The organism is Alishewanella sp. BS5-314 (genome assembly GCF_025377695.1).
In the GTDB taxonomy this organism is placed as follows: domain Bacteria; phylum Pseudomonadota; class Gammaproteobacteria; order Enterobacterales; family Alteromonadaceae; genus Alishewanella; species Alishewanella aestuarii.
In genome coordinates, this window is the sequence record NZ_JACEHJ010000002.1 from 596,565 (window position 1) to 622,395 (window position 25,831).

Consider the following 25,831-nt stretch of genomic DNA (forward strand, 5'->3'; position numbering starts at 1 on the left):
TAAGCTCGCGTTCAGCTTGGGCGGATTAAACTGGCCACTGCGCCGCTGCTATGCCAGAAAGATGCACTTTTAGCGCTGCTCTGGTAACCTTAGCAGGTCAGTGAAGACAGACTCAGCACTCCGCACAGCGGTTATTAGCGCGACTTGCGCGCAGTTTTTTTAAGGAGCGGAGCAAAAAATGAAATTAGAGGCCTTTCATTTGCAAAGCAAAGTATTATTTTCATTAAACGGTGTGCAACGACTGCTTGAAGTCGGCCTGATCCTATTCTCCTCGTTGGCCGTCTTTATGCTGTTAGCATTAATTTCCTTTGACCCGGCCGATCCCAGCTGGTCGCAAACCGGTTATCAACAACAGGTCAATAACTATGCCGGCCGTGGCGGTGCCTTTGTTGCCGATCTGCTGCTATTCAGCTTCGGCTGGATTGCCTATTTACTGCCGTTTTTTGTTGCCCTGATGGGCTATCTGCTCTTTAAACGCTTTAAAGATTTACTCAGCCTCGATTACCTGATTTTAGGCTCTCGGGTATTTGGCCTGATCCTGACGCTGTGTGCGGCAACCGCGATCAGCAGTATGAATTTCAACGATATCTATTATTTCTCGTCCGGCGGTGTGCTGGGCGATATGATCAGCAGCAGCTTACTGCCGTACTTTAATTTTATCGGTACCAGTCTGTTATTACTCTGTGCCTTTGCCACCGGTCTGACGCTGTTAACCGGTATCTCCTGGCTGACCGTCGCCGATTACCTCGGTGCCGGCTGTTTTTATCTGTTTACCCGTTTGCTGGAATTACCGCAGCGTTTTAGCGGCAAAGCGCCAGCCAACCCGGTATTTAACGAAACAGCAACGGCAGAGCTGCCACAGCCAAAAGCGAAAAAAGCCCAGCGTAGCAACCTCGATGCCACTGAACCGGCCTGGTCTGCTGCTGCGGATGAGGATGATTTAGAGCCGCAATTTAGCTGGCCACCGGCGGCAGAGCCGGAGCCAAAACGCAAAGAGCCGTTACCGATCCGGCCGCTGGATGAGCGCACCGAAGCCCGGGCTTTCTACAGTGTGGATAGTCTTGCCGATGATCAGCTGTCGTTTAGTGCCGTCGACGATCCGAACGAGTCAGTGCATATCGGCCGCACCCTGCGCGAGTTGGAAGAGCAGGAAGAGCTGCACCCACTGTTGCGCTATCCGGAAGATGACGCTGTCGTAGTAGAAGAAGACGACAGCGAAGAGGTCGCGCATTCGCTGGAAGAGCTGCCATCACTGGCGCTGTTAGATCGGCCGGATAAAGCCACCAACCCGATTGATCCGGCTGATTTAGAGCGGGTATCGCGGCTGGTTGAAGCCAAACTGCTCGATTTTAATGTCGAAGCCAAGGTTGTCGGCGTCCATCCGGGGCCTGTTGTCACCCGCTTTGAACTGGATTTGGCGCCGGGCGTCAAAGTCAGCAAAATTACCGGCCTGGCCAAAGATTTAGCCCGCTCGTTATCGGCCATTAGCGTACGGGTAGTGGAAGTGATCCCAGGTAAGAGCTTTATCGGTTTAGAGCTGCCAAATCAGCATCGTGAAATCGTGCGTTTATCCGAAGTCATTGGCGATGAGGTGTTTAACGAGTCTAAATCTGCATTGACCATGGTACTGGGCAAAGATATTGCCGGCAAATCAGTGGTCGCCGATCTGGCCAAGATGCCGCACTTACTGGTCGCCGGTACTACGGGCTCAGGTAAATCGGTTGGCGTTAACGTCATGATTTGTAGTCTGCTTTATAAATCTACGCCAGACGATGTGCGCTTTATTATGATCGACCCCAAGATGCTGGAGCTGTCCATCTACGAAGGCATTCCGCATCTGTTAACCGAAGTGGTTACCGATATGAAAGACGCGGCCAATGCGCTGCGCTGGTGTGTCGGCGAAATGGAGCGCCGTTACAAGCTGATGTCAGCGATGGGCGTGCGTAACCTGAAGGGCTACAACGCCAAGATCAAAGAAGCCATCGCGGACGGTCAGCCACTGAAAGATCCACTGTGGAAGCCATCGGATGATATGCGCGATAGCGCGCCTTATCTGGAAAAACTACCGGCGATCGTCGTGGTGATCGACGAATTTGCCGACATGATGATGATCGTTGGTAAAAAAGTTGAAGAGCTGATTGCCCGGATCGCGCAAAAAGCGCGGGCGGCCGGTATTCACCTGGTACTGGCGACGCAGCGGCCATCGGTTGATGTGATCACCGGTTTAATTAAAGCCAATATCCCAACCCGGATCGCCTTTCAGGTATCGTCGAAAATTGACTCGCGTACCATCCTGGATCAGCAGGGTGCAGAAAGCCTGTTGGGGCAGGGTGATATGCTGTATTTACCACCTGGTTCAGGGGTGCCTACCCGGGTGCATGGTGCCTTTGTTGATGACCACGAAGTGCATGCGGTGGTTGCCGACTGGAAACGGCGTGGCAAACCACAGTACTTACCAGAAATTTTAAGTGGCGAAACCACGGAAGAGAACTTGTTACCCGGCGAAGTACTCGAAGGGGAAGAGGGTGAGGCTGATCCGCTGTATGATCAGGCCGTGGCCTTCGTCATTGAATCACGCCGCGCTTCAGTGTCAGGCGTGCAACGTAAATTCCGGATCGGCTATAATCGCGCCGCCCGTCTGGTTGAACAGATGGAGCACAGCGGTTTAGTCAGCCCACCGGGGCACAATGGTAACCGTGAAGTCTTGGTTCCGAACAGAGGTGGTTAATGGGTAAGTTGGCGTCAATGCGTAAATTGTCGTTCATGATGTTGGTAGCCGCGGCAGGAGCAGCCGCCACAGTGGCCAGCCCGGTATGGGCACAAACGGTAGAAGTAGTACCCAGACCTGATTTTGCCCCCCATATGCAGGCGGCACGGCAGCAGCGGTTAAGTGCTGAGGATGCCAGTGCCGAACTGATGCAGCAATTGGCGCGCATTAAAAGCTACACCGCCAGTTACCGGCAAAAGGTTTACGATATTCAGCAGCAACTGCTGCAGGAAGGTAAAGGCCAGCTGGCGCTGCAGCAGGGCGCGCGTTTTCGCTTTGAAAGCACTGAGCCGGAGCCATCGTTACTGGTCAGTGATGGTAAAACCCTGTGGATCTACAATGAGCCGTTAGAGCAGGTCAGTATCTATGATGCGCAAAGTGAAGTGGGGCAAACGCCCTTTGCCTTGCTGACTTCGACCGATCCGGCGCTCTGGCAGCAATACCGCGTGACTAAACAACAGCAGAGTTTCTTTATTCACCCGCAAAGCAGCGATAATCCGGTGCAGCAGCTGCTACTTACCTTTAGCGAAGATCAGCTGATTGAAATGCAGGTGATTGATATTAACCAGCAGCAAAGCGTGTTTCTGTTTAGCGATATTAAGCTGAACAACAAGATCGCCAATGCGCAGTTCAGCTTTAAGGTCACGTCTAATCTGGACGTTGATGATCAGCGGCAACGCTAATGGTCACCTTACCGCTGGCGTTTGGCAGCGACTTCCGGCCACTGGCCGCCCGGTTAAGACCGCGGCAACTTGCTGATTATGTCGGCCAGCAACATCTGCTGGCCGCAGGCTCACCGTTGCAACAAGCCATTCTTGCCGGCCGTGTCCATTCGTTAATCTTGTGGGGCCCGCCGGGTACCGGCAAAACCACGCTGGCAGAACTGATTGCCAGCCATGCCCAGGCGCAAATGCAGCGCTTATCGGCGGTCACCGCCGGCATTAAAGAAATTCGCGACAGCATTCAGCAGGCCAAATTACACCAGCAGCAATATCAGCAACGTACACTGCTGTTTGTCGATGAGGTGCACCGCTTTAATAAAGCGCAGCAGGATGCCTTTTTACCGCATATTGAAGATGGCACCATTATTTTTATTGGCGCCACTACCGAAAACCCGGCCTTTGCGCTAAATAACGCCATTTTATCCCGTGCCCGCGTTTGTGTGCTGAAGCCGCTGACCGAAGCAGATTTACAACAGGTGCTGGCGCGTGCGCTGACTGATGCGGAACTGGGGTTGGGCGCACAGCAATTAACGCTGGAGCCGGCGGCTGAGCAGCTTTTATTGCGTTTGGCTAATGGCGATGCCCGGCGCTTACTGAATTTACTGGAACAACTGGCAGAGCTGGCTGCGCCGCAGTCTGAACTGACGGTAGCGCAGGTACAGCAAATTGTGCCGCAACAGCTACCCGGCTTTGACCGCGATGGCGATCTGTTTTACGACCTGATTTCGGCGTTACATAAATCGGTGCGCGGCTCGGATCCGGATGCCGCCTTGTACTGGTTTGCCCGCATTCTGGCCGGGGGCGGCGATCCGCTTTATGTGGCACGGCGCTTACTGGCCATTGCCAGTGAAGATATTGGCAATGCCGATCCGCGGGCGCTGACGCTGGCACTTAATGCCTGGGATACCTTTAGCCGGGTCGGCCCGGCCGAAGGCGAGCGCGCTATTGCCCAGGCGCTGGTGTATCTGGCGCTGGCGCCAAAAAGTAATGCCGTCTATCTGGCGTTTAACCAGGCAAAGGCGCTGGTGGCAGAGCGTCCGGATTATCCGGTGCCGCTGCATCTGCGCAATGCGCCAACGGCACTGCAGCAGCAACTGGGGCATGGTGCCGGTTATCGTTATGCCCATGATGAACCCGGTGCCTATGCCGCCGGCGAGCGGTATTTACCACCTGAGCTATGGCAACAGCAGTTGTATCAGCCCAGTGAGCGCGGCATGGAAAAGCAACTGGCGGAAAAACTGCGCTATTTGCGCGCGCTGGATGCGCAAAGCCCGAAACAGCGCAGCACTGAACCCAAATCTTAAAGCTGAATAGCTGTAGTAAAGCCGTACTGTGTTTTAGCACTGACTCCCGGCATTATAGTGCGCTGTTGCGGCTGATCTGGCGCTTGGCTCTGGGTATAACACCGGCAGAACAGAGAAAATCTGCCTTAGGCATTTCAATTTAAGTGGCAGCTTAGTAATATTCAGCCCTGTTATGATCACCCGCCGGCAAGCTGCTGGCCTAATTTAGCGAACTGAAGCGAATTCTATGTTAGATCCGAAATTTTTACGCGCAGAACTGGCGCAAACCGCTGAGCGACTGGCAACCCGTGGTATGACGCTGGATGTTGCGGCCATCAGTGCCCTGGAAGAGCAGCGCCGGGTGCTGCAGGTAGAAACCCAGGAGCTGCAGAATCAGCGTAATACCAAATCAAAAGCCATTGGTCAGGCCAAAGCCCGCGGTGAAGATATTGCCCCCTTGCTGGCCGAAGTGGATGGCTTAGGCGCCCAGCTGGATGCGGCAAAGATCCGCTTGGATGCGGTACTGGCCGAACTGGACAAAATTGCGTTAAGCATTCCTAACTTACCGGATCTGTCCGTGCCGGTCGGTAAAGATGAAACCGAAAATCTGGAAGTACGCCGCGTTGGCGCGCCACGCCAGTTTGATTTCCCGGTGCAAGATCATGTTGCGCTTGGTGAAGCCTATGCCGAAGGGCTGGATTTTGAAAGTGCGGTCAAGTTATCCGGCTCACGTTTTGTGGTAATGAAGGGCCAGATGGCGCGGCTGCACCGGGCGTTAACCCAGTTTATGCTGGATGTGCATACCCAGCAGCATGGTTACACTGAGGTTTATGTGCCTTATCTGGTTAACCATGCCAGCTTATACGGCACCGGCCAGCTGCCAAAATTCAGTGCTGATTTGTTTCACACCCAGCCCGCAACCGAAGAAGGTCAGGGCATGGCACTGATCCCAACCGCTGAAGTGCCGGTGACTAACCTGGCGCGCGACAGCATCTTTGATGCCAGCGAACTGCCGTTTAAATATACCGCGCATACGCCTTGTTTTCGCAGTGAAGCCGGCTCTTATGGCCGCGACACCCGTGGTCTGATCCGCCAGCATCAGTTTGATAAAGTGGAACTGGTACAGCTGGTGAATCCGGCACTGTCAATGCAGGCACTGGAAGAGCTGACCGGCCATGCCGAGAAAATTCTGCAGTTATTAGGCCTGCCATACCGGGTAATGCTGCTGTGTACCGGAGATATGGGCTTTGGCTCATGCAAGACGTACGATCTGGAAGTTTGGTTACCGGGGCAAAATGCCTACCGTGAAATCTCTTCTTGCTCGAATATGGGCGATTTCCAGGCACGGCGGATGCAGGCGCGGTTCCGACCGGAGGAGGGCAAAAAGCCAGAGTTGCTGCATACGCTAAATGGCTCTGGCCTGGCGGTGGGCCGCACCCTGGTAGCGATCCTGGAGAACTATCAGCAAGCCGATGGCTCAGTGGCTATTCCCGAGGTGTTACAGCCTTATATGGGCGGCCAAACTAAGCTAGCATAAGCTCAATGTCTTTGCTCTTTGCGGCTAACTCCGCAAAGAGCAATTATTATCTGAATCTTGCTGTTAATTGCGTTTCAGTTTTCAAAACTCAAAGGCATTTCGCCGGCTTTGGCAACCCCGCCAGCCGGGTAGCCTGTTTCGCCGGGCCTTCCGGAAACAATAAAAACAAATACTTACTATTGCCTTTATCTGGCCCCAGTTTTTCTGCCATCGCTTTAACCAGCAGCCGAATTGCCGGTGAGGTATTAAACTGCTGATAAAACTCCCGCACAAAATAAATCACTTCCCAGTGCGCGTCGGTCAGGCTCAGCTGTTCCAGCCTGGCAAAGGCTAAGGCCACTTCTGGCGTCCAGTCCGACAGCTGCTGCAGATAGCCATGTTTATCCAGTGGCAGCGACTGCTCGCCAACCGTTATAAAGGCCTGTGTCATCGGCTTAATTCCATAATAAATTCTGTTTGGCCTGGGCGCTAAGCGCGACCCAGCGCGCATCATCAATCAGTTCCACCTGCGCCAGCGGGGTGATTTGGCGCCAGTTTACATCTGACGCCAGCGCCAATACCGGCACCGGGAGGGTTAGATCGGCTTGCAAGCACAGATAAACCGCATCCTGGCGTAACAGGATCCGATCTTCCGGCGCACAGCAGGCGCTAAGCGTCTGCAACTCGAAGCGGGGTTGGGTCAGGGTAATCAGTTTCATCACAGCTCCTTTTCAATCACAGGCTTTACTGCGCTAAGCCGCTGTTAGCAGCGGATCAGCTGATCGGCCTGTTGCATCGCGGTGCGGATCTGCGCACTATCGGCCCGCTGAAAACCCTCTGGTAGCACAAGCTCCGCCAGACCACGGCTGTTCAGGGATTGCTGACACACCAGGCAGGGGCCAATGCCGTACAGCGCAAATAAGCCAAAGCTTTTCTGAAAGGCTTTTAACGGCGCCGGCTTATCAGTGGGGTTATCGGCAGGAGGCAGCAACTGATACACTGCATCATCCTGAAACAGCATACTAACCTGATGCTCCACCGCGGCTAACGCCAGTGCCAGATCCAGCGCTTCCCGGGCTTTGGCCTGATTAAAAGGCGAGGCGGTTTGAATTAACAGAATCGCTTGCATCAGAACTGTACCACCTTAGTGCCGGTTAACCGCATGGCAAACTCTGCCAGACCAGCGGCAAGAAAAGGGCTGTGCTCTGCCGCGTAAATACCGCGCTTCTCGGCCGCGGTGACACAATATAACAACGGGATCTGCTGTTGCTGGCACAGCTGGGCCAGTTGCGCCGCCAGATCTGGCTCATCGGCAGGCAAATCAATGCCAGGCTGCACCGCCAGCACCGCATCTTCATATAAGAATACTTGCTCCAACTGATAGCCGTTGGCCAGCGCCGCGCGGGCAAACTGGCAGGCACTGGCGAAGCTTTGGCCAGCAAAGGGGCTTTGTTGTAGCAGCAAGCTAAAGCGGGTGGTCATGTTAGATTCCCTGCAGTTGGAGAGGGCCAATAAAAAAGCCCCGCACAGGCGGGGCATTTTAGCGAACTCAACCGTTGCCGGCTAGTTTAGGTTGCGATCTTAGTCATCGCCACCAAAAATGCCTAACAGCTGCAGCAGGTGTACGAACAGGTTAAAGATGTTCAGATACAGGGCAACAGTGGCACGGATATAGTTGGTTTCACCGCCGTGAATAATGCGGCTGGTATCGAACAGGATCAGACCCGACATCACCAGCACCGCTACTGCACTGATGGTCAGGCTTAACGCCGGAATGCTCAGGAAGATATTGGCAATGGCGGCAACCACAATTACCAGCAAACCAATCATCAGGAAGCCACCCATAAAGGAGAAATCTTTACGGCTGGTCAGGGCATAGGCTGATAAACCGAAGAAAATCAGTGCTGTACCTGCCAGAGCTTGCATAATTAATGACGGGCCATTCGGTAAACCGGCATAGGCCAGCAGCATTGGGCCTAAAGAGGCGCCCATTAAACCGGCAAAACCAAATACCCAGAAAATACCGCTGGCGCTGTCAGCTTTCTTGTGAACGACAAACAGCATAATAAAACCGGCGATCATACAGACGATGGCGCCGATCGCTGGCATACCCATTGCCATTGAAATGCCGGCTGCCACAGCGCTGAACGCCAGGGTTAAACCAAGCAGAAAATAAGTATTACGCAGGACCTTGTTGATTTCGACGCCCTGACTGAGGGAGCCGATATTACTGGTTTCTCTGTATGACATAGTGCTGTCTCCTCTGGACCAAGTTTGATGTGTATGACCGCATCATACTGTTAAAGTTCCACTATCTCCAGCCTTAGCCGCTTGAAAATACAACAACTAAAAAATTTTTCATGGTTTTACTTTCTTTTCCGTAACGATCTGATTAATATACGCAGCGCTGGAGGGATGGCAGAGCGGTTTAATGCACCGGTCTTGAAAACCGGCGTAGGTTAGTAGCCTACCGAGAGTTCGAATCTCTCTCCCTCCGCCACTTATTCCTGAAAAACCACCCTAGCGGTGGTTTTTTGCTTTCTGGCAGGGCAAAGGCTAAAAACCGCAGAAAATACCTGCTTGTTGCTGAAAATCTCGGCAAACAGTTAAAAGTGGCCATATTTGTGCTTTACAAAACAGCCCGGCCTTTTTAATATGCCGGCCAACGCGGAGGGATGGCAGAGCGGTTTAATGCACCGGTCTTGAAAACCGGCGTAGGTTAGTAGCCTACCGAGAGTTCGAATCTCTCTCCCTCCGCCACTTCAGCTCATCCGCGACTTCAGCATAGCCCACACCGCTTATCTTTTTAAATTACCCAAACCTTTATCAGAAAAATCATTGGCTTAGTTGGCTGTTTTTTGCATTTGTGGCAAAATCAGGTCCACTGCGAACTGTACTAAGAAGTATTAGTAAAAAACGTGCTGCTGGGCTATGCTAAGCAACAGAATAATTCTATACCTGAACTGCCTGTGGTTGTTGTGAAGGCGAAAACAGGTAAGCCAGTATAACGGAGAGCCAAGTTGATTAACGTGCTGTTAGTTGATGATCACGAGCTGGTAAGAACTGGGATCAGTCGCATACTAATGGATGAGCGCGGTATCAAGGTGATAGGCGAGGCCAGTACCGGCGAAGAAGCCCTGCAATTTTGCCGGCAACATGAACCCGATGTGGTATTGATGGACATGAATATGCCGGGAATGGGCGGCATGACCGCCACCAAGCGTATTCTGCATTATTGCCCGGATATTAAAATTATCGGTTTATCGATTTCCTGCGAAGAGCCGGTGCCGACCAAGGTTATGCAGCTGGGTGCTGCCGGCTTTATCTCGAAAAATACTCCGCCGAAAGAAATGATTATGGCCATTAAAAAGGTCTATTCCGGGGCGCGGCATATTTCGGATGAGGTGGCGCAGAAGATGGCATTGGCCAAGGTCAATAACCAGCAGCCTAATCCTTTTGATGGCCTGTCGGATCGTGAATTGCAGATCATGATGATGATTACCCAGGGCCAGAAGGTAACCGACATCGCCGAGCAGTTAAATGTCAGTGCCAAGACGGTGAATTCGTACCGCTACCGGATGTTTGAAAAGCTGGCGATCAGCGGCGATGTCGAGCTGACCCACCTGGCGCTGCGCCACGGTATGATTGATATCGCCAAAATTGCCCACTAAGCCTTATGTTTGACGCCAAAGCCTTTCTGGCGACCGTACCACAACAGCCCGGCGTTTATCGCATGTTAAACGCCGCTGGCACCGTGATCTATGTTGGTAAAGCCAAGGATCTGAAAAAGCGCCTCAGCAGTTATTTTCGCAAAGAAGTCGACAGCATTAAAACCCGCGCCCTGGTTAGCCAGATAGCCCAGGTTGAATACACCCTGACGCATAGCGAAACTGAAGCGCTGATCCTGGAAAACAACCTGATCAAAGAATACCTGCCGAAGTACAACGTACTGCTGCGCGATGATAAATCTTACCCCTATATTCTGCTGTCGGCACATCAGCACCCGAGAATTAGCTCCCACCGCGGCCCGCGCAAGGTAGCGGGGCAGTATTTTGGCCCTTATCCTAATGCCGGTGCGGTGTGGCACAGCCTGAAAACCCTGCAGAAAATTTTCCCCATTCGCCAGTGTGAAGACGGTTTTTACCGTGCCCGCACCCGGCCTTGTTTGCAGTATCAGTTAAAGCTGTGCAGCGCGCCCTGCGTCGGGAAAATTTCCGATCAGGACTATAGCGAACAGGTGCGGTTGGCAGCATTGTTTTTAAGTGGCAAGAATCAGCAGGTAATTGACGATCTGGTGCAGAAGATGAACAGCGCCAGCGAACAACTGCAATTTGAAGCTGCGGCCGCCTATCGCGATCAGATCAGTGCGCTGCGCCGGGTACAGGAGCAGCAGCATGTCAGCGGCGAACACGAAGAGCTGGATGCGATAGGTTTTAGCCTGCAGGGGCAAACTGCCGTGGTGCATGTGCTCTTTGTGCGGGATCGCAAAATACTGGGGTCGAAGTCGTACTACCCGAAAGTGCCGGCCGATACCGATGCCGCCGAAGTACTGTCGGCCTTTTTACTGCAGTTTTATTTAAGCGGCCACAGCGAGCAGCAAATTCCAAAAGAAATCGTACTACCGCTGGAAACGCCGGACGCAGCAGCGCTGGCCGAAGCCATTAGCAAACTGGCAGAGCATAAGGTGCGTTTTACCTATGCCAAACGCGGCGAAAAAGCCCAGTATCTGGCGCTGGCGCAAAAGAATGCCGCTATCGCACTGGATAGCCGGCAGTCGCTGGCGCAGAAAATGCGCGCCCGTTATCAGGCGCTGCAACAACAGCTGGCCCTGGATAGCGCCATCGGCCGGATGGAGTGTTTTGATATCAGCCATACCATGGGGCAGGCGACTATTGCCTCCTGCGTGGTGTTTGACGGTGAGGGGCCCTACAAGCAGGAGTACCGCCGCTATAATGTGACTGGAATTACCGCCGGCGATGACTATGCAGCAATGCGTTTTGCGCTGGATAAGCGTTACAGCAAACTGAGTGATGAAACCAAAATTCCGGATATCGTGTTTATCGATGGTGGCCAGGGCCAGCTGAATATTGCGCTGGAGCAGTTTGCCAACTGGCCGCATGCCAAAAAGCCGCTGTTAATCGGTGTTGCCAAGGGCGTAAGCCGTAAAGCCGGCCTGGAAACGCTGATTTTGTGGGATAGTGGTCGCAGTATTCATTTACCGGAAGACTCGCCGGCACTGCACCTGATCCAGCAGATCCGCGACGAAGCACACCGCTTTGCGATAACCGGGCATCGAAATAAACGTGGCAAGGCGCTGCTGAAAAGCCCGCTGGAAAATATTGCCGGTATTGGCGAGAAACGCCGTCAGGCGCTGCTGCAGTATCTGGGCGGCTTGCAGGGCGTGTTAAAAGCCAGTGTCGCTGAGCTTTGCAAAGTGCCGGGCATTTCCAAACAACAGGCAGAAAAGATTTACCAGGCCTGCCAGAACAAGTAGCATGACAACCAGGACGACTGTGAGAACCTAAGATGTGGAATATTCCAAACCTGTTGACCCTTTTTCGTTTGCTGCTGATCCCGGTATTTATTGTTTGCTTCTATTCCGGTTTAGAGCACGCCCGGTTCTGGTCGGCACTGGTGTTTTGCCTGGCTGCGGTAACCGATGCGCTTGACGGCTATCTGGCGCGTAAACTGCAGCAATCTACACCCTTTGGCGCCTTTCTCGATCCGGTCGCCGACAAGGTTATGGTGGCCACCGCACTGGTGCTGATTGCCGCTGACATCCATAACCTCTGGGCCGTAGTACCTGCCATCATTATTATCAGCCGCGAGATCTTTGTCTCGGCGCTGCGCGAATGGATGGCGGCCCTGGGTAAACGTGCTAATGTCGCCGTATCAAACCTGGGCAAATACAAAACCATTGCCCAGATGCTGGCGTTAATTGGCCTGATCTGGCAGCCACAAATTCCGCTGTTAGCCTGGTTTACCCCGGCCGGCTGGGCGCTACTGTATATCGCTACGATTTTAACGGTATGGTCGATGTACGAATACCTGCGCGCCGCCTGGGCTGATTTGGCCGCCAACTAGCCGCCAGCGAACCACACAAAAAACGGCCTGGCCGGCGTATTTTACCGCTATTGCCGCCAGCCGTTGTTACAGCTTCTGCCGCGGCAAGGGGGCAGAACAAAGCAAGTTGCTGTTTTTACCGCCGATGCTGCTACTTTTTAAGCAAACGGTCATAAAACTAAAAATTTGTTATTGACGACTCAGTATAAAACAGTAGAATGCGTCTCGTGTTAAGGCAGATGGCCATAGCAACGCGAGTTTAGCTCAGCTGGTAGAGCGCGACCTTGCCAAGGTCGAGGTCACGAGTTCGAACCTCGTAACTCGCTCCAACTCTCAGAGTCGGAAAGCTTAGTGGCGGGTTGGCAGAGTGGCCATGCAGCGGATTGCAAATCCGTCCACCTCGGTTCGACTCCGGGACCCGCCTCCATTAACACCCTGACTGCCAGGTTAAGCAGCGTGTTTGCCCGGGTGGTGAAATCGGTAGACACAAGGGATTTAAAATCCCTCGGGGGAAACCCCGTGCCGGTTCAAGTCCGGCCCCGGGCACCATTTTATACTGACCAGCAGTATAAAAGCTTCAAAATGCGAGTTTAGCTCAGCTGGTAGAGCGCGACCTTGCCAAGGTCGAGGTCACGAGTTCGAACCTCGTAACTCGCTCCAAATTCCAAAAAAGCCGCTGCCAAAGCGGCTTTTTGCATTCCAAAACCAAAAACCAACACTACACAGCTCCACACTACGACTCCGATCCGCTTTACGACTCCGGTACGCTAGCCGTACCGGAGTCGGTCCTGCGATCTCAAAAAGCACACCAACCCCAACACCCAAACCGCACTACGACTCCGGTATGCATGCGTACCGGAGTCGATCCTGCGATCTCAAAACCCACACCAACCCCAACACCAAAGCCGCACTACGACTCCGGTATGCTTGCGTACCGGAGTCGGTCCTGCGATGCTAAAATGTGCGACTATCCCAACCCCAACCACATTTCCAGGTCAGCCTAGAGCGCCAGATACTGTCCAAACCACCAGTAATCGTAAGCATACTGTAAACCGGTAAATCGCAACGTTTGACCCCGCTTTCCACAGCTTAGAAATTACCAGATATCAAAACAATTGATTTAACGTTAGTTATTCGCTAGCGTAGTGTCATAAATGGAGATAAAGGGGCGTTTACACTGCGTGAAAGCAGGTGCGTTCCAAACTATAAAGCTGTTAGAGGCTCAGGAGGATGTGTGCAACTTTTGGATTCATTTCAGAAAAAAACCGTTGAAGCAATCGGCCTTCTCCAAGAACATGGATATATAGAAGCGATGCTCATGCTCACCTTTTCTGGTATTGATCAGATGGCATGGTTAACAGTAACTGCTGATGAATCAAATGGCGCAGACTTTCGAGCTTGGGTTAAAAAATATATAGATCCAGAGACTTCGCTGGGCTGCACTGCTGAAGATTTATGGGCAGCAAGATGTGGGCTGGTGCATACAGCAACTGCTGAGTCACGACACAATTTAAAAGCAACGGCTAAAGCAAAGAAAATTTTTTATACAACTGGTTCAGCTAAATGTAGCGACAACAAATCTTTAGATGTAATTTTTATTAATGCGGGTGAATTAGTTAAAAGATTTATGTGGTCTTGGCTGCAATACAGGCTAGATATAACTTCCGACCCAGAGCTTGAAACTTTGGCGACAAATAAAGCAAAACGAATTTTGAATTATGTTCAAAGCCTCTAACAAGCGCCATCAAAAACGCGCCCGTTGGGCGCTCGACTCGCAACAAGTTGCTCGCGTTTGTGGCGGGCGTTATAACACTAATCAAAAACAGCGAGGGTCATGTGGTAGATTTTATTAGCTTACCCAAAAGCGGGAATACTACTGAAACTTTTGACCTGTCTGTCAGTTCTTCAGTAGTAATTACCGGAGCAAATGGCTCTGGCAAGACAAGATTAGGTGCCTGGCTAGAGTTAGAGAGCAGCCAAAAAGATATAGTCCGCAGGATTTCAGCTCAAAAATCTTTATCAATGCCGGATTTTAGCCATACATCAGCCATTGAAGAAGCAGAATGCGATTTAAAGTACGGCTACGCGGATGTTAAGCAAGTTAAATCCAACCCATCCCAATGGAAAAAAAACCAAAGATGGGGTCAAAAGCCTTTTACGTTCCTCCTGAATGATTATGAAAAGCTCATGGTGTATTTATTTACAGAGCTATTCCAGAAGACGCTAGACCACTCGGAAGGTCGGGCTTCAGAAAATAACTCAATTCTGCACAAGATAAAATCTATCTGGGAGTCTGTTTTACCACATAGAAAACTAGTTATAGAAGCGGGGAGAATTAAGACCAAAATATCTGGAAATGACAGTGGATTATACAATGCATCAGACATGAGTGATGGCGAGCGGGTTGTCTTTTACTTAATTGGACAATGTCTAACCACTGAAAAGAACTCAATCTTGGTCATTGATGAGCCAGAGCTTCATTTGCACAAATCAATACACTCTAAACTTTGGTCAATTTTAGAAAGTGAAAGAAATGATTGTGTATTTGTATATATAACTCACGATCTGGATTTTGCTGCACAAAAATCTAGCGCAGAAAAGATCTGGGTAAGGTCTTATGACGGCGAAAACTGGGATTGGTCAATTCTGCCAGAGTTCGCAGACCTCCCTGAAGACTTGGTGCTTGAAGTTCTTGGTGCTAGAACATCGGTAATATTTGTCGAAGGAACACCCAACAGCTTTGACTTCCAGCTATATAGCTTATTTTATAAAAACTATCTTGTTCTTCCAAAAGGCAGTTGCGAAAATGTCATTCAAATAGTTAAGGGGCTAAATGAGTCCAGCCTAATTAATGATAAAAAAATCTACGGGATCATTGATAGAGACAGAAGAGTTAACGCAGAAATAAATAACTTAAAAAGTCATGGCATCCTTGTTCTAGATGTTGCTGAAGTCGAAAACCTATTCATTCTCCCTGAAGTCATAAAGCTTGCATGTGAATCGCTGGAGTATAACCACGAAGAAAAGCAGAGTGAAATCACATCAAAAATTCTCGAATTACTAAAAAGTGATTTAGATGTACAGATATCCAAGCGTGCATCCGGAGAGATTCGCCATAAGCTTCTGTCCTTTAACGATAAAAGCAACGGGCTAGATAAAATAAAGTCATCATATACAAGTGTATTAAGCAGTATTGATGTTGATAGCATTTACACTGAGGTTGCTAAGGAATTTGACAATGTAATAGCTAGCAATAACTACCTCGACATGCTCCGACTATACAACAGAAAATCTTTACTCACATTTATCGGCGAGGTGTTGGGTCTTAAAAAAGGTGAATACGTAAGCCTTATTATGAGGATATCAAAAGGTAAAAAAAGCGAAGAAATTATTTCTGCTCTTAATGGTTACCTCCCGAATGTCGAGTCCGTGTTATAACAATTGGTTCAAATCGTTCGCTTCGCTCACTGGGACGGGCTAAAGCCCGCCCCTTAACCAAACGTTAAATTTTGGAGAGCTCATGGGGCTAGCTCAAAAAATTATCGTTGAATCAGCAACCGAAACTCAGCTGGAGGAGTTTATTGTAGGCTTCTGCAGAGAGTTCAAAAGCCACAAGGATAAAGATACTTGGGTGATAACGGAGCATGATTTACAAAAAATGAGTTTTGCGATGAAAGTTGATGGTTCAAGCATACTCTGTCATCGCTCAGGAGCTTACTTTGCGGTGCTTGGAATGTTTATTGAATGTCTTAGTGGCTCTTTTCTTTCAATAAAAGTGAGTGATGCGTAATGAAATTTTAACAAGGCCAGTCAGCAACGCTTCCGTTGGCGGCTGGACCTCAATCCGCTGCGTGGCTCGTCGGCCGTGTGCTAAGCGTTAACATTCAAGGAAGAAAAGATGCAGTCAACCATTAACAAATCTCTTCTCGTTGCCGCAATCTGTTGCTTTGCGGCCGCACTGGCTCATCTTGGCTGCATTGTTTTCGGCGGCGATTGGTATCGCTTCTTCGGTGCAGGTGAGCAAATGGCCCGCATGGCAGAGCAAGGGCTGTGGTATCCGACAATCGTTACCTCAGTTATCGTACTGGTACTGTTGGTATGGGCGCTTTATGGCCTGTCGGGTGCCGGTGTTATTAAACCTTTGCCGCTGACAAAGATAGCGCTAACGCTGATTAGCAGTATATTTTTACTGCGCGGTGTCGCCTTTGTTGGCTTAATGCCAGTGTTTCCGGAAAACAGCCTGACGTTTTGGTTAGTGAGTTCGGGTATATGTTTATTTATTGGTAGCCTGTTTGCGGTTGGCACTTGGCAGCAGTGGTCGGTTTTAGGTAGCCATCATCCATAAAATTTACGGTATCGGATGCGACGTCTTTCAATCTGCCGGTATTGCATTCGAACTATAGGTGTTATCAAGGGAAATCAAGTGAGAGAGTTAAGAGGAACTGAGGTAGTTGCTGAAGACTTGAGACGGCTATACCTAAATTTAATCCGGGCAAGACGGTTTCCTGTTGAATTTCGCCACGCGTTCGAGCAGTACATATATAAAAGCCAACAGCTTACAGAAACTATGAGAAAGGAATTTAAGCGTTTAACCGGGGAGGGCTGGACCGCTAAGGACTATTCTGGTTGGAATGTATACACAGATCTACTGAAAGCCCTGCGGAATGCTACTTATCACGGTTACCCTTTAGCTCTGCATGGATGCGCTATAGCAATATACAAAGCGGAAGAATTTTCAACGGATCAGAAACCGCTGTCTGAGTTGAATTTGGTCAGAGGTTATAGGGTAGTGAAATCAACCTTTCTTGTTGAGATGCCTTTTGATGAAGCAGTGATCGGAATCAGTGCTGGTTACCCACTAAAACACCCGCGGGATGGGAAAACCCATTCATATCCTCTGAAAGAGTTTGTCAGCTACGAACTTACGTGGGGGATTCTGGATGCTGGTGTGCGAAGCGCGGCTGAAAAGGCTGGAACTGTGGATGCAGTTAAAATTGCTTTGCATAGCTACCCTGCCATAAAAGGTTACTTTGATTATTACGAAAACAGGTTGAAAAAAATGGGTATGTACAGCTAATAATGCGCAGCAGTTTGCGGTCGGCGGCCGTTCCTGACCAGCCGCGCCTTGCTTGGCGTTAGGCGCTCGCAGCATCGTGCCAGTATTTAATAAAGGAGATATCTAAATGGATTTTCATTTTAATCATTTAAACTCAGATCAACTGATGGCTTTTGGCCTAATGTGGAATATTTTGCCGATGATAGGTGCCATCTTAGTGCATCTTGCTTTCAGTGCGGCAGTATTTAACGATGCCAACAGATTGCAAAGAGAGCAGGGCTCGCTGGCATTTGTTAATTCCTGGTTGTGGTGTTTGGCGGTGTTAGTTGGCGGAGTATTGGTTGCATTGGTTTATTGGGTTATGCACCATTCAACTATTGCTAAACATTAGCTCGCAGTTGTTTAAGGACAAACATGGTCGTATATAACCCAGCATGGCTTCAGATTATTCTTTACATAGCAATTTTGGGCTTTCCTTTTCTGTCAGGTTGCATGTTTTATCTGGCTTATGAGGCATTTGCTAAATCAAGTTTAAGTGGCGCAGTCATCTTTCTTTTTCTGGGAGCGGGGGTAGCATATATCTCTTATTTCGGTTTGCTGTATGCAAAGTTCGTTTCTGCGAAAGTTGTTTTTGACGAGTCTCAGTTTACAGTCGAGATAAATGGCTCAAAAAGCTCTTATGCCTGGTCTGAAATTGCGTCAGTAAAGAATCATCAAAGAGCGCAATTATTGCAGTTAATTGATTCGACTGGCGCAACAATATACGTTGTTGACCACCTGACTCCGGGCTATAAACTTTTTGCTAAGAAAGTAATGGCAGTAGTTGCAGACTAGCAAGTTGCTAAAGTTAGAGCGGCACTGCCCACAACAAGGAAAGACAATTTTGCAACCAACAAGGACCAAGCCAAAACTCCGCTCTATTATTGCCGGCGCACTTACGCTAGTTGCCACCTTAGCGGTATCCGCCAGCGAACCGCTGCTGCCGTGGCAGCAAAAACTTGAGCAATCGGCGTTTTCCGGCACCGTATTAATTGCTAAATCCGATACTCTAATCTTTCAGCAAAGCTTTGGCCTGGCCGATCGGGAAAACCAGCGCGCCTTTGATAATACTACGGTATTTGATATCGGCTCACTGACCAAGCAATTTACCGCGACAGCAGTCATGCAGCTGGTAGAGCAGGGCAAGTTATCACTTACGGCAACTATCGATAACTACCTGGCGGATGTTCCTGCCGACAAAAAACAGATCACCATCCATCATTTGTTAAGTAACTCGTCAGGCTTGCCGACTAACCCGCCCAGCATCAGTTTTTACGACGTTATCGATAGCGAGAGTTACACGCGGCAGGTGCTGCAGCTGCCATTAGTCGCCGCCCCTGGCGAGCGCTATCACTATTCGAACCTGGGTTATTACTTGCTGGCGCAGCTAATTGAAATGGCATCAGGCCAGAATTGGGAAGCCTACATTCAACAGCACATCCTGTTACCGGCGGGTTTAACAGCAACCGGCTATCGTTTGGCGGATATACCGCAACACAGGTTGGCGATAAATTACGGTGCTGATCCCAACTGGTTACAACGGGCGTTTCGGTTACAAGCCAAGAGCCGCAGTGTTGGTGACTCGTTGCAGCACCTGCGCCAACAACCCGGCAAACGCTGGTTCGAAGGTGCTGGTGGCTTTGTCTCTACCGCGCAAGATATGCAGGCCTGGTACCTGGCAATGCAGGCAGGCCAGATCTTAACCGCAGCCTCCTGGCAGCTGATGTTTACACCGCATATTGCCGAGAATACTGAAAAAGGTTCCTATTATGGCTATGGCTGGGCTATCGACAAACAGCATGGCTTTAACAGGATTAATCACACCGGCTCAAACGGTTACTCCTATGCAACCTTCGATTACTATCCGGAAGTTGGCTTATTTATTTTTACCGCTTCGAATGATATCGACAATTATCCCTATCCGCTGTTAACGGAAATTAAGCAGTCGGTGTTAGAGACAGTAGTGGCTAAGGATTTAGCAGAACCTTAAATGTTTTCTCCAACTTGCAAACGTAATCTGTTGGCTTACATTTATAAAGTTCGCCATTAAGGTATAGTTTCTATACCTACGTGAATAATCTCGGTCAGGCGGTCGCGTAAAGCGGAGATGGCAATTTATGAAAGCTAAAGTATTCGATAAAAAGTTTGATGATAATGCGGTCGACATTATTGATGATCTTGATCTGTCGACAATTAAGCGTCCAAATCAGGCACAGCGGCGTGTGAATGTAGACTTTCCTGCCTGGATGATTGAGTCACTTGATCAAGAAGCCAATCGGATCGGCGTTACCCGTCAGTCAATTATCAAGGTTTGGCTGGCTGAAAGATTGGAAGAAATTGCAGCGAACAAAGCTCGGTCGTGAATTACGCGCTAAGTGCCGACTCGTGGAGCCATTAAGGTAGGGACTAAAAAAATAAGGATTTACAGTGAAAACTGAAGATAAAGACAACCTAAAAACCACAGCGCTTATTGCAACCGGGTTATTAACAGAATACGCCTTGTTCCAATCTATGAAGCGCTCAAAAACACTTACCGTAATGGTTATTGTTGGCGTGATTTTCTTTGTTGGCTTTTTCTATTTTTTGTTTAATATCGCATAGCTACAGGTAGTCCGCCTGACGAAAAAGCTGTTCTCGCTTTGAAACGAGACTTAACAACGACGCCTAACACGCGGCTATAAGCAGGGAATTGCTGACTATGACGCTTCACTATTTTCTTTTAATCGTTGGATTATACAGTGCTCTTGGTGCCCTAAGCCCCTTGTTGGCAGCAACCGTGCCGGCGCATATGACGTTATTGCAGCAATGCACACCTTTACCTGTGCACTACACGACCGCACAATTTGAGATGTTTGAGCAGTGCACTAAACAAGATGGGCCCGCGCGTTTGGCCACTTATTTCGCTGACATCTATCAAAAAACTGAGGGTCAAGTCAGCTTGGCTTACCTCGACGATACTACACTGGTGCTGCACGATATTATCGAAGACAACCCCGAGCGTTTTCAGCGTTTTGAACTTTGGGGTTGTAATAACACTAAGCGGTATTGTGTGATCGTTAAATGGGGTTGGGAGCAGTGGCGCTATTTACTAATTGATCGCAAAACAAAATTAGCCACCGAGTTGATCGGACACCCGGTGTTTTCCCTTGATAGTGAGTTAGTACTTGAATATCTGGACAGTCGGCTGGCCGATACCTTTAGCCACAATATCCTGAAGTTGTATCGCTTATCCGACAGCAAGCCAAAGTTATTGCTGGATCATCAATCCGCAGAATACGGCGTTCACAGTGCACAGTGGCTTGGCCCACACAGCTTACAAGCGATAATACAGGGCTACGCACCCGATGGTGATAACCGGGTTATTACTGTTGGTACTCTGCAGTTAGAGGTTGACGGTGATGAGGTGAACCTGAGTATCAACCAATCGCCGGCGCAGGACAAAATACCTTAGCTAGCGACATACAGTTGAAGATGATGATAAAAGGAGACAACCAAATGAAAGGATTATTATTCGGGTTTGCGGCCTTAGTTGCCGTAACAACTGTGCACGCAGAAACGAGCAACGAGAGCACTGATGCAAAGGCAGAAGATTATTCTAAATATTGCTATTACGCAGATGTTGAATACTCTTTGGGCTCAATCATGGAGCAAGCCGGACGCAAAGTTAAGTGTGTGCGAAAAGAAGAAAGCACACACCTGGTCTGGCAGGAATACGAGCGCAATCAGAACAGCTGATTGGTTTTGCAGTTATTAAGGTGATTTAAATGTTTGGCAAGGAACGAAAGCATAAAATTTTTTCCGGCGTCGTATTACTTACGGCTGCTGTGGTTTTTGCCGGCTCGGTTATCAATGTATATGAGTATGGCGCTGTTTCATTCGAAACGGTTTCAGGTTTCGGTAGTGTTTTACTGCTGGTCTCATTCGCTTTAATTCCTGAGTTTGCGTTTTTAAAACTCTCTGAGGCTTTCAAACTAACCATGCAAAACAGCAGAGAAATATTTTCAGAAAGGCTTTTACTTATTGGCGTGCTGTTAGTCGTCGCCGGTTTTATTGGCAGATTGGTTTTTTAACCTGTATTCCCAACCACGATGTCTGGCCGTTGCTAAGAATGGAGAAAAGGTTATAGCAAAGGCTAAAAGTATAAGAATTCTCCGGGCGTCGAGCGCTCTTTGAAGGCGCAAATTACTAAGCAACGCATGCTCAGCTGCAGTATCGCTAATAAGTAATAAGATCAGTAACCCCGCTGATACTTATACGGAAAACAATAACCGGGGGAAAGAAGGAAATACTATGTTATCTAAAATCGTTATTAACCTTTATACCGTGCTGCTGGAAATTGGTCTGTGGCTATTTTTGTTGGTTGGTCTGGTTGCCGGCTGGCAAAGCGGCGGCTTTTTCGGCGCCATCTTTGGACTTTTCGCTGCTGCGATCTTTGGTGCCGTGTTCTTTGGCGCCTTTTTAGTGATCAACGATATCCGGGCCAGAGTAAAGGCTATCGAAGAGAAAAACTAAACATCCAATAGCAGAGATGGTTGTGCCGTAAAGACGCAAAGCACAGCCCTCTGCTAGTTGCTGCAAACAATCTAAGGTAAAAACTAGGGATTTAAAAGACAGGGAAAAACGTATGAAAGTTAAGATTTTCAGTGACCTCAGTAGAACACGCATGAGCTTTAGCGGTAAGCTTACGGAGCCAATTTTTAATGCCCTGGAACAGGATATGAATAACTGGTTTGCCGCTAATCCGCAGATCAAGATTTTTAAAATCGAACAAGTGGTCACTGGCGGCACTTTTCTCGGTGACGCTGAAAAACTGATTATTACCATTTTTTATGAAGAATCAGAAGACTACAGCCACTAGCCAGCAGCATATTGTGATCTTCGATGGCGTTTGTCATTTATGCCAGGGCGCGGTGCACTTTATTATTAAACGCGATCCGCAGGCGCGTTTTGTGTTTGCTCCGCTACAAAGTGAGCTGGCACAGCAGCTACTGAGGCAATACCCACAGCTTAGCCCCGACACCGACTCGGTACTGTTGCTAAAAAATCAGCATTGTTACAGTTACTCCGACGCCGCCTTGGAAATAGCCCGTGATCTGAGCGGTTTTTGGCCTTACTGCCGGGTGCTGCGCCTGATCCCCAAGTTCCTACGCGATGCTTGTTACAAACTATTAGCCCGCCATCGTTACCGCTTGTTCGGTAAAGCCACGGCCTGTATGCAGCCAACAGCCGAGCTAAGATCGCGTTTTATCGGGCTCTAAGCTTGCAGGCAGAGCGAAAATACCGTTAGCCTGTTGGCTAAGCCGCAAAAACATATAAATACAGAGAAAGGACGCTGATGCTAAAAGTTTTAAAATGGTTGCTCTATATCTTTGGCATCACGGTAGTGCTACCAGTACTGTTTTTTGCCTTTTTGTTTTATGTCAGTGGTGGTGATTTGTGTAGCAATGTGATTCACGCTGAATTGCCTTCGCCGGATAATAAGTATAAAGCCGTGATTTTTCAGCGTGACTGTGGCGCTACTTCAGGTTTTAGTACGCAAATTTCTATTGTAAAAGCTGACAAAGCGCTACCAAACGACAGCGGCAATATCTTTGTGATCAAAGGTCATCCCGAAACCCATGCCACCGAGCTAACCTGGCTGTCAAATCAAGAGCTTTTGATCAATACCAAACTTGATGGCTCAGAATTTAAAGCGGAGCAGCGTTTTGGCCTTATTAACCCTATAAGCATTCGCTACGCACCAGCTATCGGCGTAGCAACTGGCGATAACTAATGTATAAATCGAGACTCATTTGGGGCAATACACTGTTTTTGGCTGGCGCCGTCCCTGCGATCTTGCTGTTAAAGGCCGTTGCACCTGATGAAGCGGCCGCTCAGGCCGGTGCTGTCGGCTTCTTTATCCTTAGTGTATTGGCGCCACTGATGGCGATTGGTGCGCTGTTCTCAACCTCGGCAGTGGTGCAGCTAACCAGCCTGGCTAAGATCAAAACCGCGGCTATGAATAATAGCATTGGTGCTTTATTAATCGCCTTTGGCTGGTTTATTTGTTGCGTTGCTGTTACTTTAATGGGGTTTATTGTTTTTGCAGTATTACGTAGTCTGTAGAAGATAAAACTGGCCTTGCCAGCAAAGCTCTGCTAATTGAAAATAAAAAAAGCCATCTTAAAAAGGAATTGAGAATGAAGAGTGTTATAAAATTCAACCTGCTTTTGCTGGGGATCTTAGTGTCAGCCAGCGCAGCTGCCAACAATCTCTCTGCGGACTTCCTGAAAAATGAAATCGCTATTGCCCATTCTGAGTACCTGCAAGGCTCGCCGGAAAGCGGGCGCTACGCTTTGAAAGCTCTGGCCAGAATTCTGGAGTTAGACAACGCATCTGCTCTGAACGCTGAGGTCGGTAGCAACAACCTCTCTTTTACGTATTTGCGACTTGGGTTGTTATACGAAAAATCCGGTAATTACGTTGAAGCAGAAGCAAGTTTCGCCAAAGCCTTAAGTTTATATGTTGGTGAACAGGCAGACCTGAGCCAGCTAAAGCTGGCAGTATTAGCGTTAGACAAAGCCGTGCTGCAGAAGCGTGGTTAGTGCTATTTAAACGTTCACTGGATCACAAGGAAACATTGTATGGAACAACTAAAAAACCGGGCTATCGCCCTTATTCTGGGGTTGGTGCTGGCGTATGCAGCGCTTTGGATTATTGGCGTTGGCGCAGCTATCGCGCTCCCGGCTGAGCTGCTTAAACCCCTGGCGCAGGTATCAACGGTGCTTGCTTTTACCCTGGTTGATGTACTGACCATCGCAGTACCTTTGACTGCCGCCTTCTTAATCCTGGCTTTTGTGGTTAAGTTATTGATTAAAAAGCCTGATGTTAGCTGTTATTTGTTGCTGTTAGCTCCTTTGGTGTTAACGCAGTTGTACTTTACGCTACAAGCTCAGCCCATCATTTTAGATAATCTGCTGGTTATGCTACCGCGTTATCTGCTGCTGGCTGGGTGTTTATACTTTTTGGTACGTGGCGATAAAGCCGTTCAAGCCTGAGCAGGTTTTGTATAGCGCTATAGATGCAAATCAGTGCAAAGGCTGTGATTTCTGGGGTATCAGTTCTAACCTGAATCCCGGACTGCGTTATTTGCCGCCGATAGTAAAAAACATGGTTTAATAACAGCAGCTAATAGTTACCAAAGGCAACGAACAGATGGCGGAATTTCTGGCATTAACACTGGTAGTGTTATCGGGCAGCTATTTACTGGCTCTGGGCCTTTGGGCACTGCTGCAGCCGCAACAGGTGATGCCATTTTTGCTTGGCTTTGCTGCCTCGGCGCGATTGCATTATCTGGAAATCGCTATCCGCTTAGTTGTCGGGATGGCTTTTATTCACAGTGCCAGATATGCCTTTTATCCTGCTGCATTCTCGGGCTTTGGCTGGTTGCTGCTGCTGACGTCATTACCGTTACTTTTGTTACCCTGGCAATGGCATCGCCGTTTTGCTAGTAAAGCCGTCAATGGCTGCCGTCGCTATCTGGGTATGATCGGCATGGCTGCTATTTTGCTTGGTGGTGCTATTCTTTGGTCGGTAATGAAAAGCCTTACAACACCCATTGGCACGCCGTTAGATTATTTGCCGGCGTTAAGTGGCGATTATTTCAAACTTGAATCTACTGCAGTGAGCCGGCCTTTTCATATTTATGTAAGGTTGCCCGCTGATTATTATACTTCGGCCAGAAATTATCCGGTGGTATACCTACTGGATGGTGATTCACTGTTTCCAATTCTTGCGGCTAACCATTTGTTTCTGACTTACGACGAGTCTTTACCAGAAGCCATTATCGTTGGTATTGCCTATGGCGCTTTTGAGAGTAAGGTGAATAAACGTAGTTACGATTTTTCTGCTCCAGCACCTGATGCATCAGCAGAACAGGGCGGTGCTCCGGCATTTAATCGTTTTCTGGAGCAGGAACTATTACCGGAAATTGCCCAGCGCTATCGAATTGATCGCAGCAGACAAATTTTATTTGGCCAGAGCCGCGGCGGTTATTTGGTGCTGTATTCAGCCTTTACCGAGCCGGATTTATTTTGGGGGCGGATAGCCAGTAACCCGACCTTTGAGCCGGGTGAGGAGCTGTTCTTTGCGCCGCCGGCTGCGGCAACTAAAACGGATCTTGGCTTGGTTGTTACCACTGGCTCAAGGGATTGGCCAAAACTGCGCCAGGCCGCTGTAAGGTGGCAACAGCACTGGCAGGACGCAGCCGGTACGCCATGGCAGTTAAAGGTTATCACTATTGAAAATGGCACTCATGCTGCCAGTAGTACAGAAAGTTACCGCCAGGCCATGCTGTGGCTCTTTTCCAGAGCTGAACCCAAGCCGCTGGCAGTTACCGATAATTAA

Annotated in this window: 33 protein-coding genes and 6 tRNA genes; 34 read left to right on the forward strand and 5 right to left on the reverse strand. The window is 49.2% G+C overall.

Annotation, left to right across the window (positions count from 1 at the left end):
* Positions 1-178: 178 nt before the first annotated feature.
* The 4 genes from H1D31_RS07250 (at position 179) to serS (ending at position 6,309) form a co-directional block, all read left to right on the forward strand.
* Positions 179-2,728 carry a DNA translocase FtsK gene (locus H1D31_RS07250; RefSeq protein ID WP_261257328.1) on the forward strand — a complete coding sequence of 850 codons (2,550 nt, stop codon included), beginning with the start codon at positions 179-181 and terminating at the stop codon, positions 2,726-2,728.
* Entirely contained in the window at positions 2,728-3,450 is a 723-nt protein-coding gene (gene lolA, locus H1D31_RS07255; RefSeq protein ID WP_008949370.1) for an outer membrane lipoprotein chaperone LolA, read from the forward strand. Before H1D31_RS07250 ends, lolA begins: the two co-directional genes overlap by 1 nt.
* On the forward strand, positions 3,450-4,793 hold the full coding sequence (locus tag H1D31_RS07260; protein WP_261257331.1) for a replication-associated recombination protein A: 1,344 nt from the start codon (positions 3,450-3,452) through the stop codon (positions 4,791-4,793). Before lolA ends, H1D31_RS07260 begins: the two co-directional genes overlap by 1 nt.
* 226 nt (positions 4,794-5,019) lie before the next feature.
* Positions 5,020-6,309, forward strand: coding sequence for a serine--tRNA ligase (gene serS, locus H1D31_RS07265; protein ID WP_008610300.1), 1,290 nt, complete (start codon positions 5,020-5,022; stop codon positions 6,307-6,309).
* A gap of 88 nt (positions 6,310-6,397) precedes the next feature.
* Here serS and H1D31_RS07270 read toward each other — a convergent pair whose 3' ends face one another.
* From H1D31_RS07270 to H1D31_RS07290, 5 genes are all read right to left on the reverse strand, one after another.
* Positions 6,398-6,739 carry a TusE/DsrC/DsvC family sulfur relay protein gene (locus tag H1D31_RS07270; RefSeq protein ID WP_008610301.1) on the reverse strand — a complete coding sequence of 114 codons (342 nt, stop codon included), beginning with the start codon at positions 6,737-6,739 and terminating at the stop codon, positions 6,398-6,400.
* A gap of 4 nt (positions 6,740-6,743) precedes the next feature.
* A complete protein-coding gene (locus H1D31_RS07275; RefSeq protein WP_008610302.1) occupies positions 6,744-7,007 on the reverse strand; it encodes a DsrH/TusB family sulfur metabolism protein in 264 nt (87 codons plus the stop codon).
* A 44-nt stretch (positions 7,008-7,051) separates the two neighbouring features.
* Positions 7,052-7,417, reverse strand: a complete 366-nt coding sequence (gene tusC, locus H1D31_RS07280) for a sulfurtransferase complex subunit TusC (protein WP_261257336.1) — start codon at positions 7,415-7,417, stop codon at positions 7,052-7,054.
* Positions 7,417-7,770 (reverse strand): DsrE/DsrF/TusD sulfur relay family protein, encoded by a 354-nt coding sequence (locus H1D31_RS07285; protein WP_261257337.1) that lies wholly within the window; start codon positions 7,768-7,770, stop codon positions 7,417-7,419. Before H1D31_RS07285 ends, tusC begins: the two co-directional genes overlap by 1 nt.
* Before the next feature lie 99 nt (positions 7,771-7,869).
* On the reverse strand, positions 7,870-8,538 hold the full coding sequence (locus H1D31_RS07290) for a Bax inhibitor-1/YccA family protein (protein WP_261257339.1): 669 nt from the start codon (positions 8,536-8,538) through the stop codon (positions 7,870-7,872).
* A gap of 159 nt (positions 8,539-8,697) precedes the next feature.
* On the opposite strand from H1D31_RS07290, the gene H1D31_RS07295 reads away from it, so the two are divergent.
* From H1D31_RS07295 to H1D31_RS07440, 30 genes are all read left to right on the forward strand, one after another.
* Positions 8,698-8,788: transfer RNA gene (locus tag H1D31_RS07295), tRNA-Ser, on the forward strand.
* A gap of 169 nt (positions 8,789-8,957) precedes the next feature.
* A tRNA-Ser gene (locus H1D31_RS07300) sits at positions 8,958-9,048 on the forward strand.
* Positions 9,049-9,308: 260 nt separating this feature from the next.
* Entirely contained in the window at positions 9,309-9,959 is a 651-nt protein-coding gene (gene uvrY / locus H1D31_RS07305; protein WP_008610310.1) for a UvrY/SirA/GacA family response regulator transcription factor, read from the forward strand.
* A gap of 5 nt (positions 9,960-9,964) precedes the next feature.
* Positions 9,965-11,782 (forward strand): excinuclease ABC subunit UvrC, encoded by a 1,818-nt coding sequence (uvrC, locus tag H1D31_RS07310; RefSeq protein WP_261257342.1) that lies wholly within the window; start codon positions 9,965-9,967, stop codon positions 11,780-11,782.
* A 32-nt stretch (positions 11,783-11,814) separates the two neighbouring features.
* Positions 11,815-12,372 carry a CDP-diacylglycerol--glycerol-3-phosphate 3-phosphatidyltransferase gene (gene pgsA / locus H1D31_RS07315; RefSeq protein WP_008610312.1) on the forward strand — a complete coding sequence of 186 codons (558 nt, stop codon included), beginning with the start codon at positions 11,815-11,817 and terminating at the stop codon, positions 12,370-12,372.
* Between the two features lie 232 nt (positions 12,373-12,604).
* Positions 12,605-12,680 (forward strand) — tRNA-Gly (locus tag H1D31_RS07320).
* A 24-nt stretch (positions 12,681-12,704) separates the two neighbouring features.
* Positions 12,705-12,778: transfer RNA gene (locus H1D31_RS07325), tRNA-Cys, on the forward strand.
* A 35-nt stretch (positions 12,779-12,813) separates the two neighbouring features.
* Positions 12,814-12,900 (forward strand) — tRNA-Leu (locus tag H1D31_RS07330).
* 35 nt (positions 12,901-12,935) lie between these two features.
* Positions 12,936-13,011 (forward strand) — tRNA-Gly (locus H1D31_RS07335).
* 574 nt (positions 13,012-13,585) lie between these two features.
* Entirely contained in the window at positions 13,586-14,086 is a 501-nt protein-coding gene (locus H1D31_RS07340; RefSeq protein WP_261257344.1) for a hypothetical protein, read from the forward strand.
* A gap of 101 nt (positions 14,087-14,187) precedes the next feature.
* Positions 14,188-15,789, forward strand: coding sequence for a DUF4435 domain-containing protein (locus H1D31_RS07345; RefSeq protein ID WP_261257346.1), 1,602 nt, complete (start codon positions 14,188-14,190; stop codon positions 15,787-15,789).
* Between the two features lie 82 nt (positions 15,790-15,871).
* A complete protein-coding gene (locus H1D31_RS07350; protein WP_261257348.1) occupies positions 15,872-16,141 on the forward strand; it encodes a hypothetical protein in 270 nt (89 codons plus the stop codon).
* A 108-nt stretch (positions 16,142-16,249) separates the two neighbouring features.
* Entirely contained in the window at positions 16,250-16,696 is a 447-nt protein-coding gene (locus tag H1D31_RS07355) for a hypothetical protein (protein WP_261257349.1), read from the forward strand.
* A 78-nt stretch (positions 16,697-16,774) separates the two neighbouring features.
* Positions 16,775-17,428, forward strand: coding sequence for a hypothetical protein (locus tag H1D31_RS07360; RefSeq protein ID WP_261257351.1), 654 nt, complete (start codon positions 16,775-16,777; stop codon positions 17,426-17,428).
* A 106-nt stretch (positions 17,429-17,534) separates the two neighbouring features.
* Positions 17,535-17,798, forward strand: a complete 264-nt coding sequence (locus tag H1D31_RS07365; RefSeq protein WP_261257353.1) for a hypothetical protein — start codon at positions 17,535-17,537, stop codon at positions 17,796-17,798.
* 23 nt (positions 17,799-17,821) lie between these two features.
* The gene (locus H1D31_RS07370; RefSeq protein WP_261257355.1) at positions 17,822-18,241 is read left to right on the forward strand and encodes a hypothetical protein; all 420 of its coding nucleotides are present in this window, start codon (positions 17,822-17,824) and stop codon (positions 18,239-18,241) included.
* Between the two features lie 49 nt (positions 18,242-18,290).
* On the forward strand, positions 18,291-19,436 hold the full coding sequence (locus H1D31_RS07375) for a serine hydrolase domain-containing protein (protein ID WP_261257357.1): 1,146 nt from the start codon (positions 18,291-18,293) through the stop codon (positions 19,434-19,436).
* A gap of 127 nt (positions 19,437-19,563) precedes the next feature.
* The gene (brnA, locus tag H1D31_RS07380; RefSeq protein ID WP_008610319.1) at positions 19,564-19,809 is read left to right on the forward strand and encodes a type II toxin-antitoxin system BrnA family antitoxin; all 246 of its coding nucleotides are present in this window, start codon (positions 19,564-19,566) and stop codon (positions 19,807-19,809) included.
* Positions 19,810-19,873: 64 nt separating this feature from the next.
* Positions 19,874-20,047, forward strand: a complete 174-nt coding sequence (locus tag H1D31_RS07385) for a hypothetical protein (RefSeq protein WP_008610320.1) — start codon at positions 19,874-19,876, stop codon at positions 20,045-20,047.
* 97 nt (positions 20,048-20,144) lie between these two features.
* Entirely contained in the window at positions 20,145-20,897 is a 753-nt protein-coding gene (locus H1D31_RS07390) for a hypothetical protein (protein WP_261257362.1), read from the forward strand.
* A 44-nt stretch (positions 20,898-20,941) separates the two neighbouring features.
* Positions 20,942-21,181, forward strand: a complete 240-nt coding sequence (locus H1D31_RS07395) for a YnjH family protein (protein ID WP_261257364.1) — start codon at positions 20,942-20,944, stop codon at positions 21,179-21,181.
* A gap of 29 nt (positions 21,182-21,210) precedes the next feature.
* Complete coding sequence (locus H1D31_RS07400) at positions 21,211-21,516, forward strand: hypothetical protein (protein WP_261257365.1); 306 nt, start codon at positions 21,211-21,213, stop codon at positions 21,514-21,516.
* A 220-nt stretch (positions 21,517-21,736) separates the two neighbouring features.
* A complete protein-coding gene (locus tag H1D31_RS07405; protein ID WP_008610328.1) occupies positions 21,737-21,958 on the forward strand; it encodes a hypothetical protein in 222 nt (73 codons plus the stop codon).
* A gap of 112 nt (positions 21,959-22,070) precedes the next feature.
* Positions 22,071-22,304 (forward strand): hypothetical protein, encoded by a 234-nt coding sequence (locus H1D31_RS07410; protein ID WP_261257368.1) that lies wholly within the window; start codon positions 22,071-22,073, stop codon positions 22,302-22,304.
* Positions 22,276-22,704 (forward strand): thiol-disulfide oxidoreductase DCC family protein, encoded by a 429-nt coding sequence (locus tag H1D31_RS07415; protein WP_261257370.1) that lies wholly within the window; start codon positions 22,276-22,278, stop codon positions 22,702-22,704. Before H1D31_RS07410 ends, H1D31_RS07415 begins: the two co-directional genes overlap by 29 nt.
* Positions 22,705-22,781: 77 nt before the next feature.
* Positions 22,782-23,219 (forward strand): DUF5412 domain-containing protein, encoded by a 438-nt coding sequence (locus tag H1D31_RS07420; RefSeq protein WP_261257372.1) that lies wholly within the window; start codon positions 22,782-22,784, stop codon positions 23,217-23,219.
* Positions 23,219-23,551 carry a hypothetical protein gene (locus H1D31_RS07425; protein ID WP_261257374.1) on the forward strand — a complete coding sequence of 111 codons (333 nt, stop codon included), beginning with the start codon at positions 23,219-23,221 and terminating at the stop codon, positions 23,549-23,551. The genes H1D31_RS07420 and H1D31_RS07425 overlap by 1 nt, the downstream gene beginning before the upstream one ends.
* A gap of 74 nt (positions 23,552-23,625) precedes the next feature.
* Positions 23,626-24,030, forward strand: a complete 405-nt coding sequence (locus H1D31_RS07430) for a hypothetical protein (RefSeq protein ID WP_261257376.1) — start codon at positions 23,626-23,628, stop codon at positions 24,028-24,030.
* Between the two features lie 39 nt (positions 24,031-24,069).
* Complete coding sequence (locus tag H1D31_RS07435) at positions 24,070-24,483, forward strand: hypothetical protein (protein ID WP_261257377.1); 414 nt, start codon at positions 24,070-24,072, stop codon at positions 24,481-24,483.
* 157 nt (positions 24,484-24,640) lie between these two features.
* Complete coding sequence (locus tag H1D31_RS07440; protein WP_261257379.1) at positions 24,641-25,831, forward strand: alpha/beta hydrolase; 1,191 nt, start codon at positions 24,641-24,643, stop codon at positions 25,829-25,831.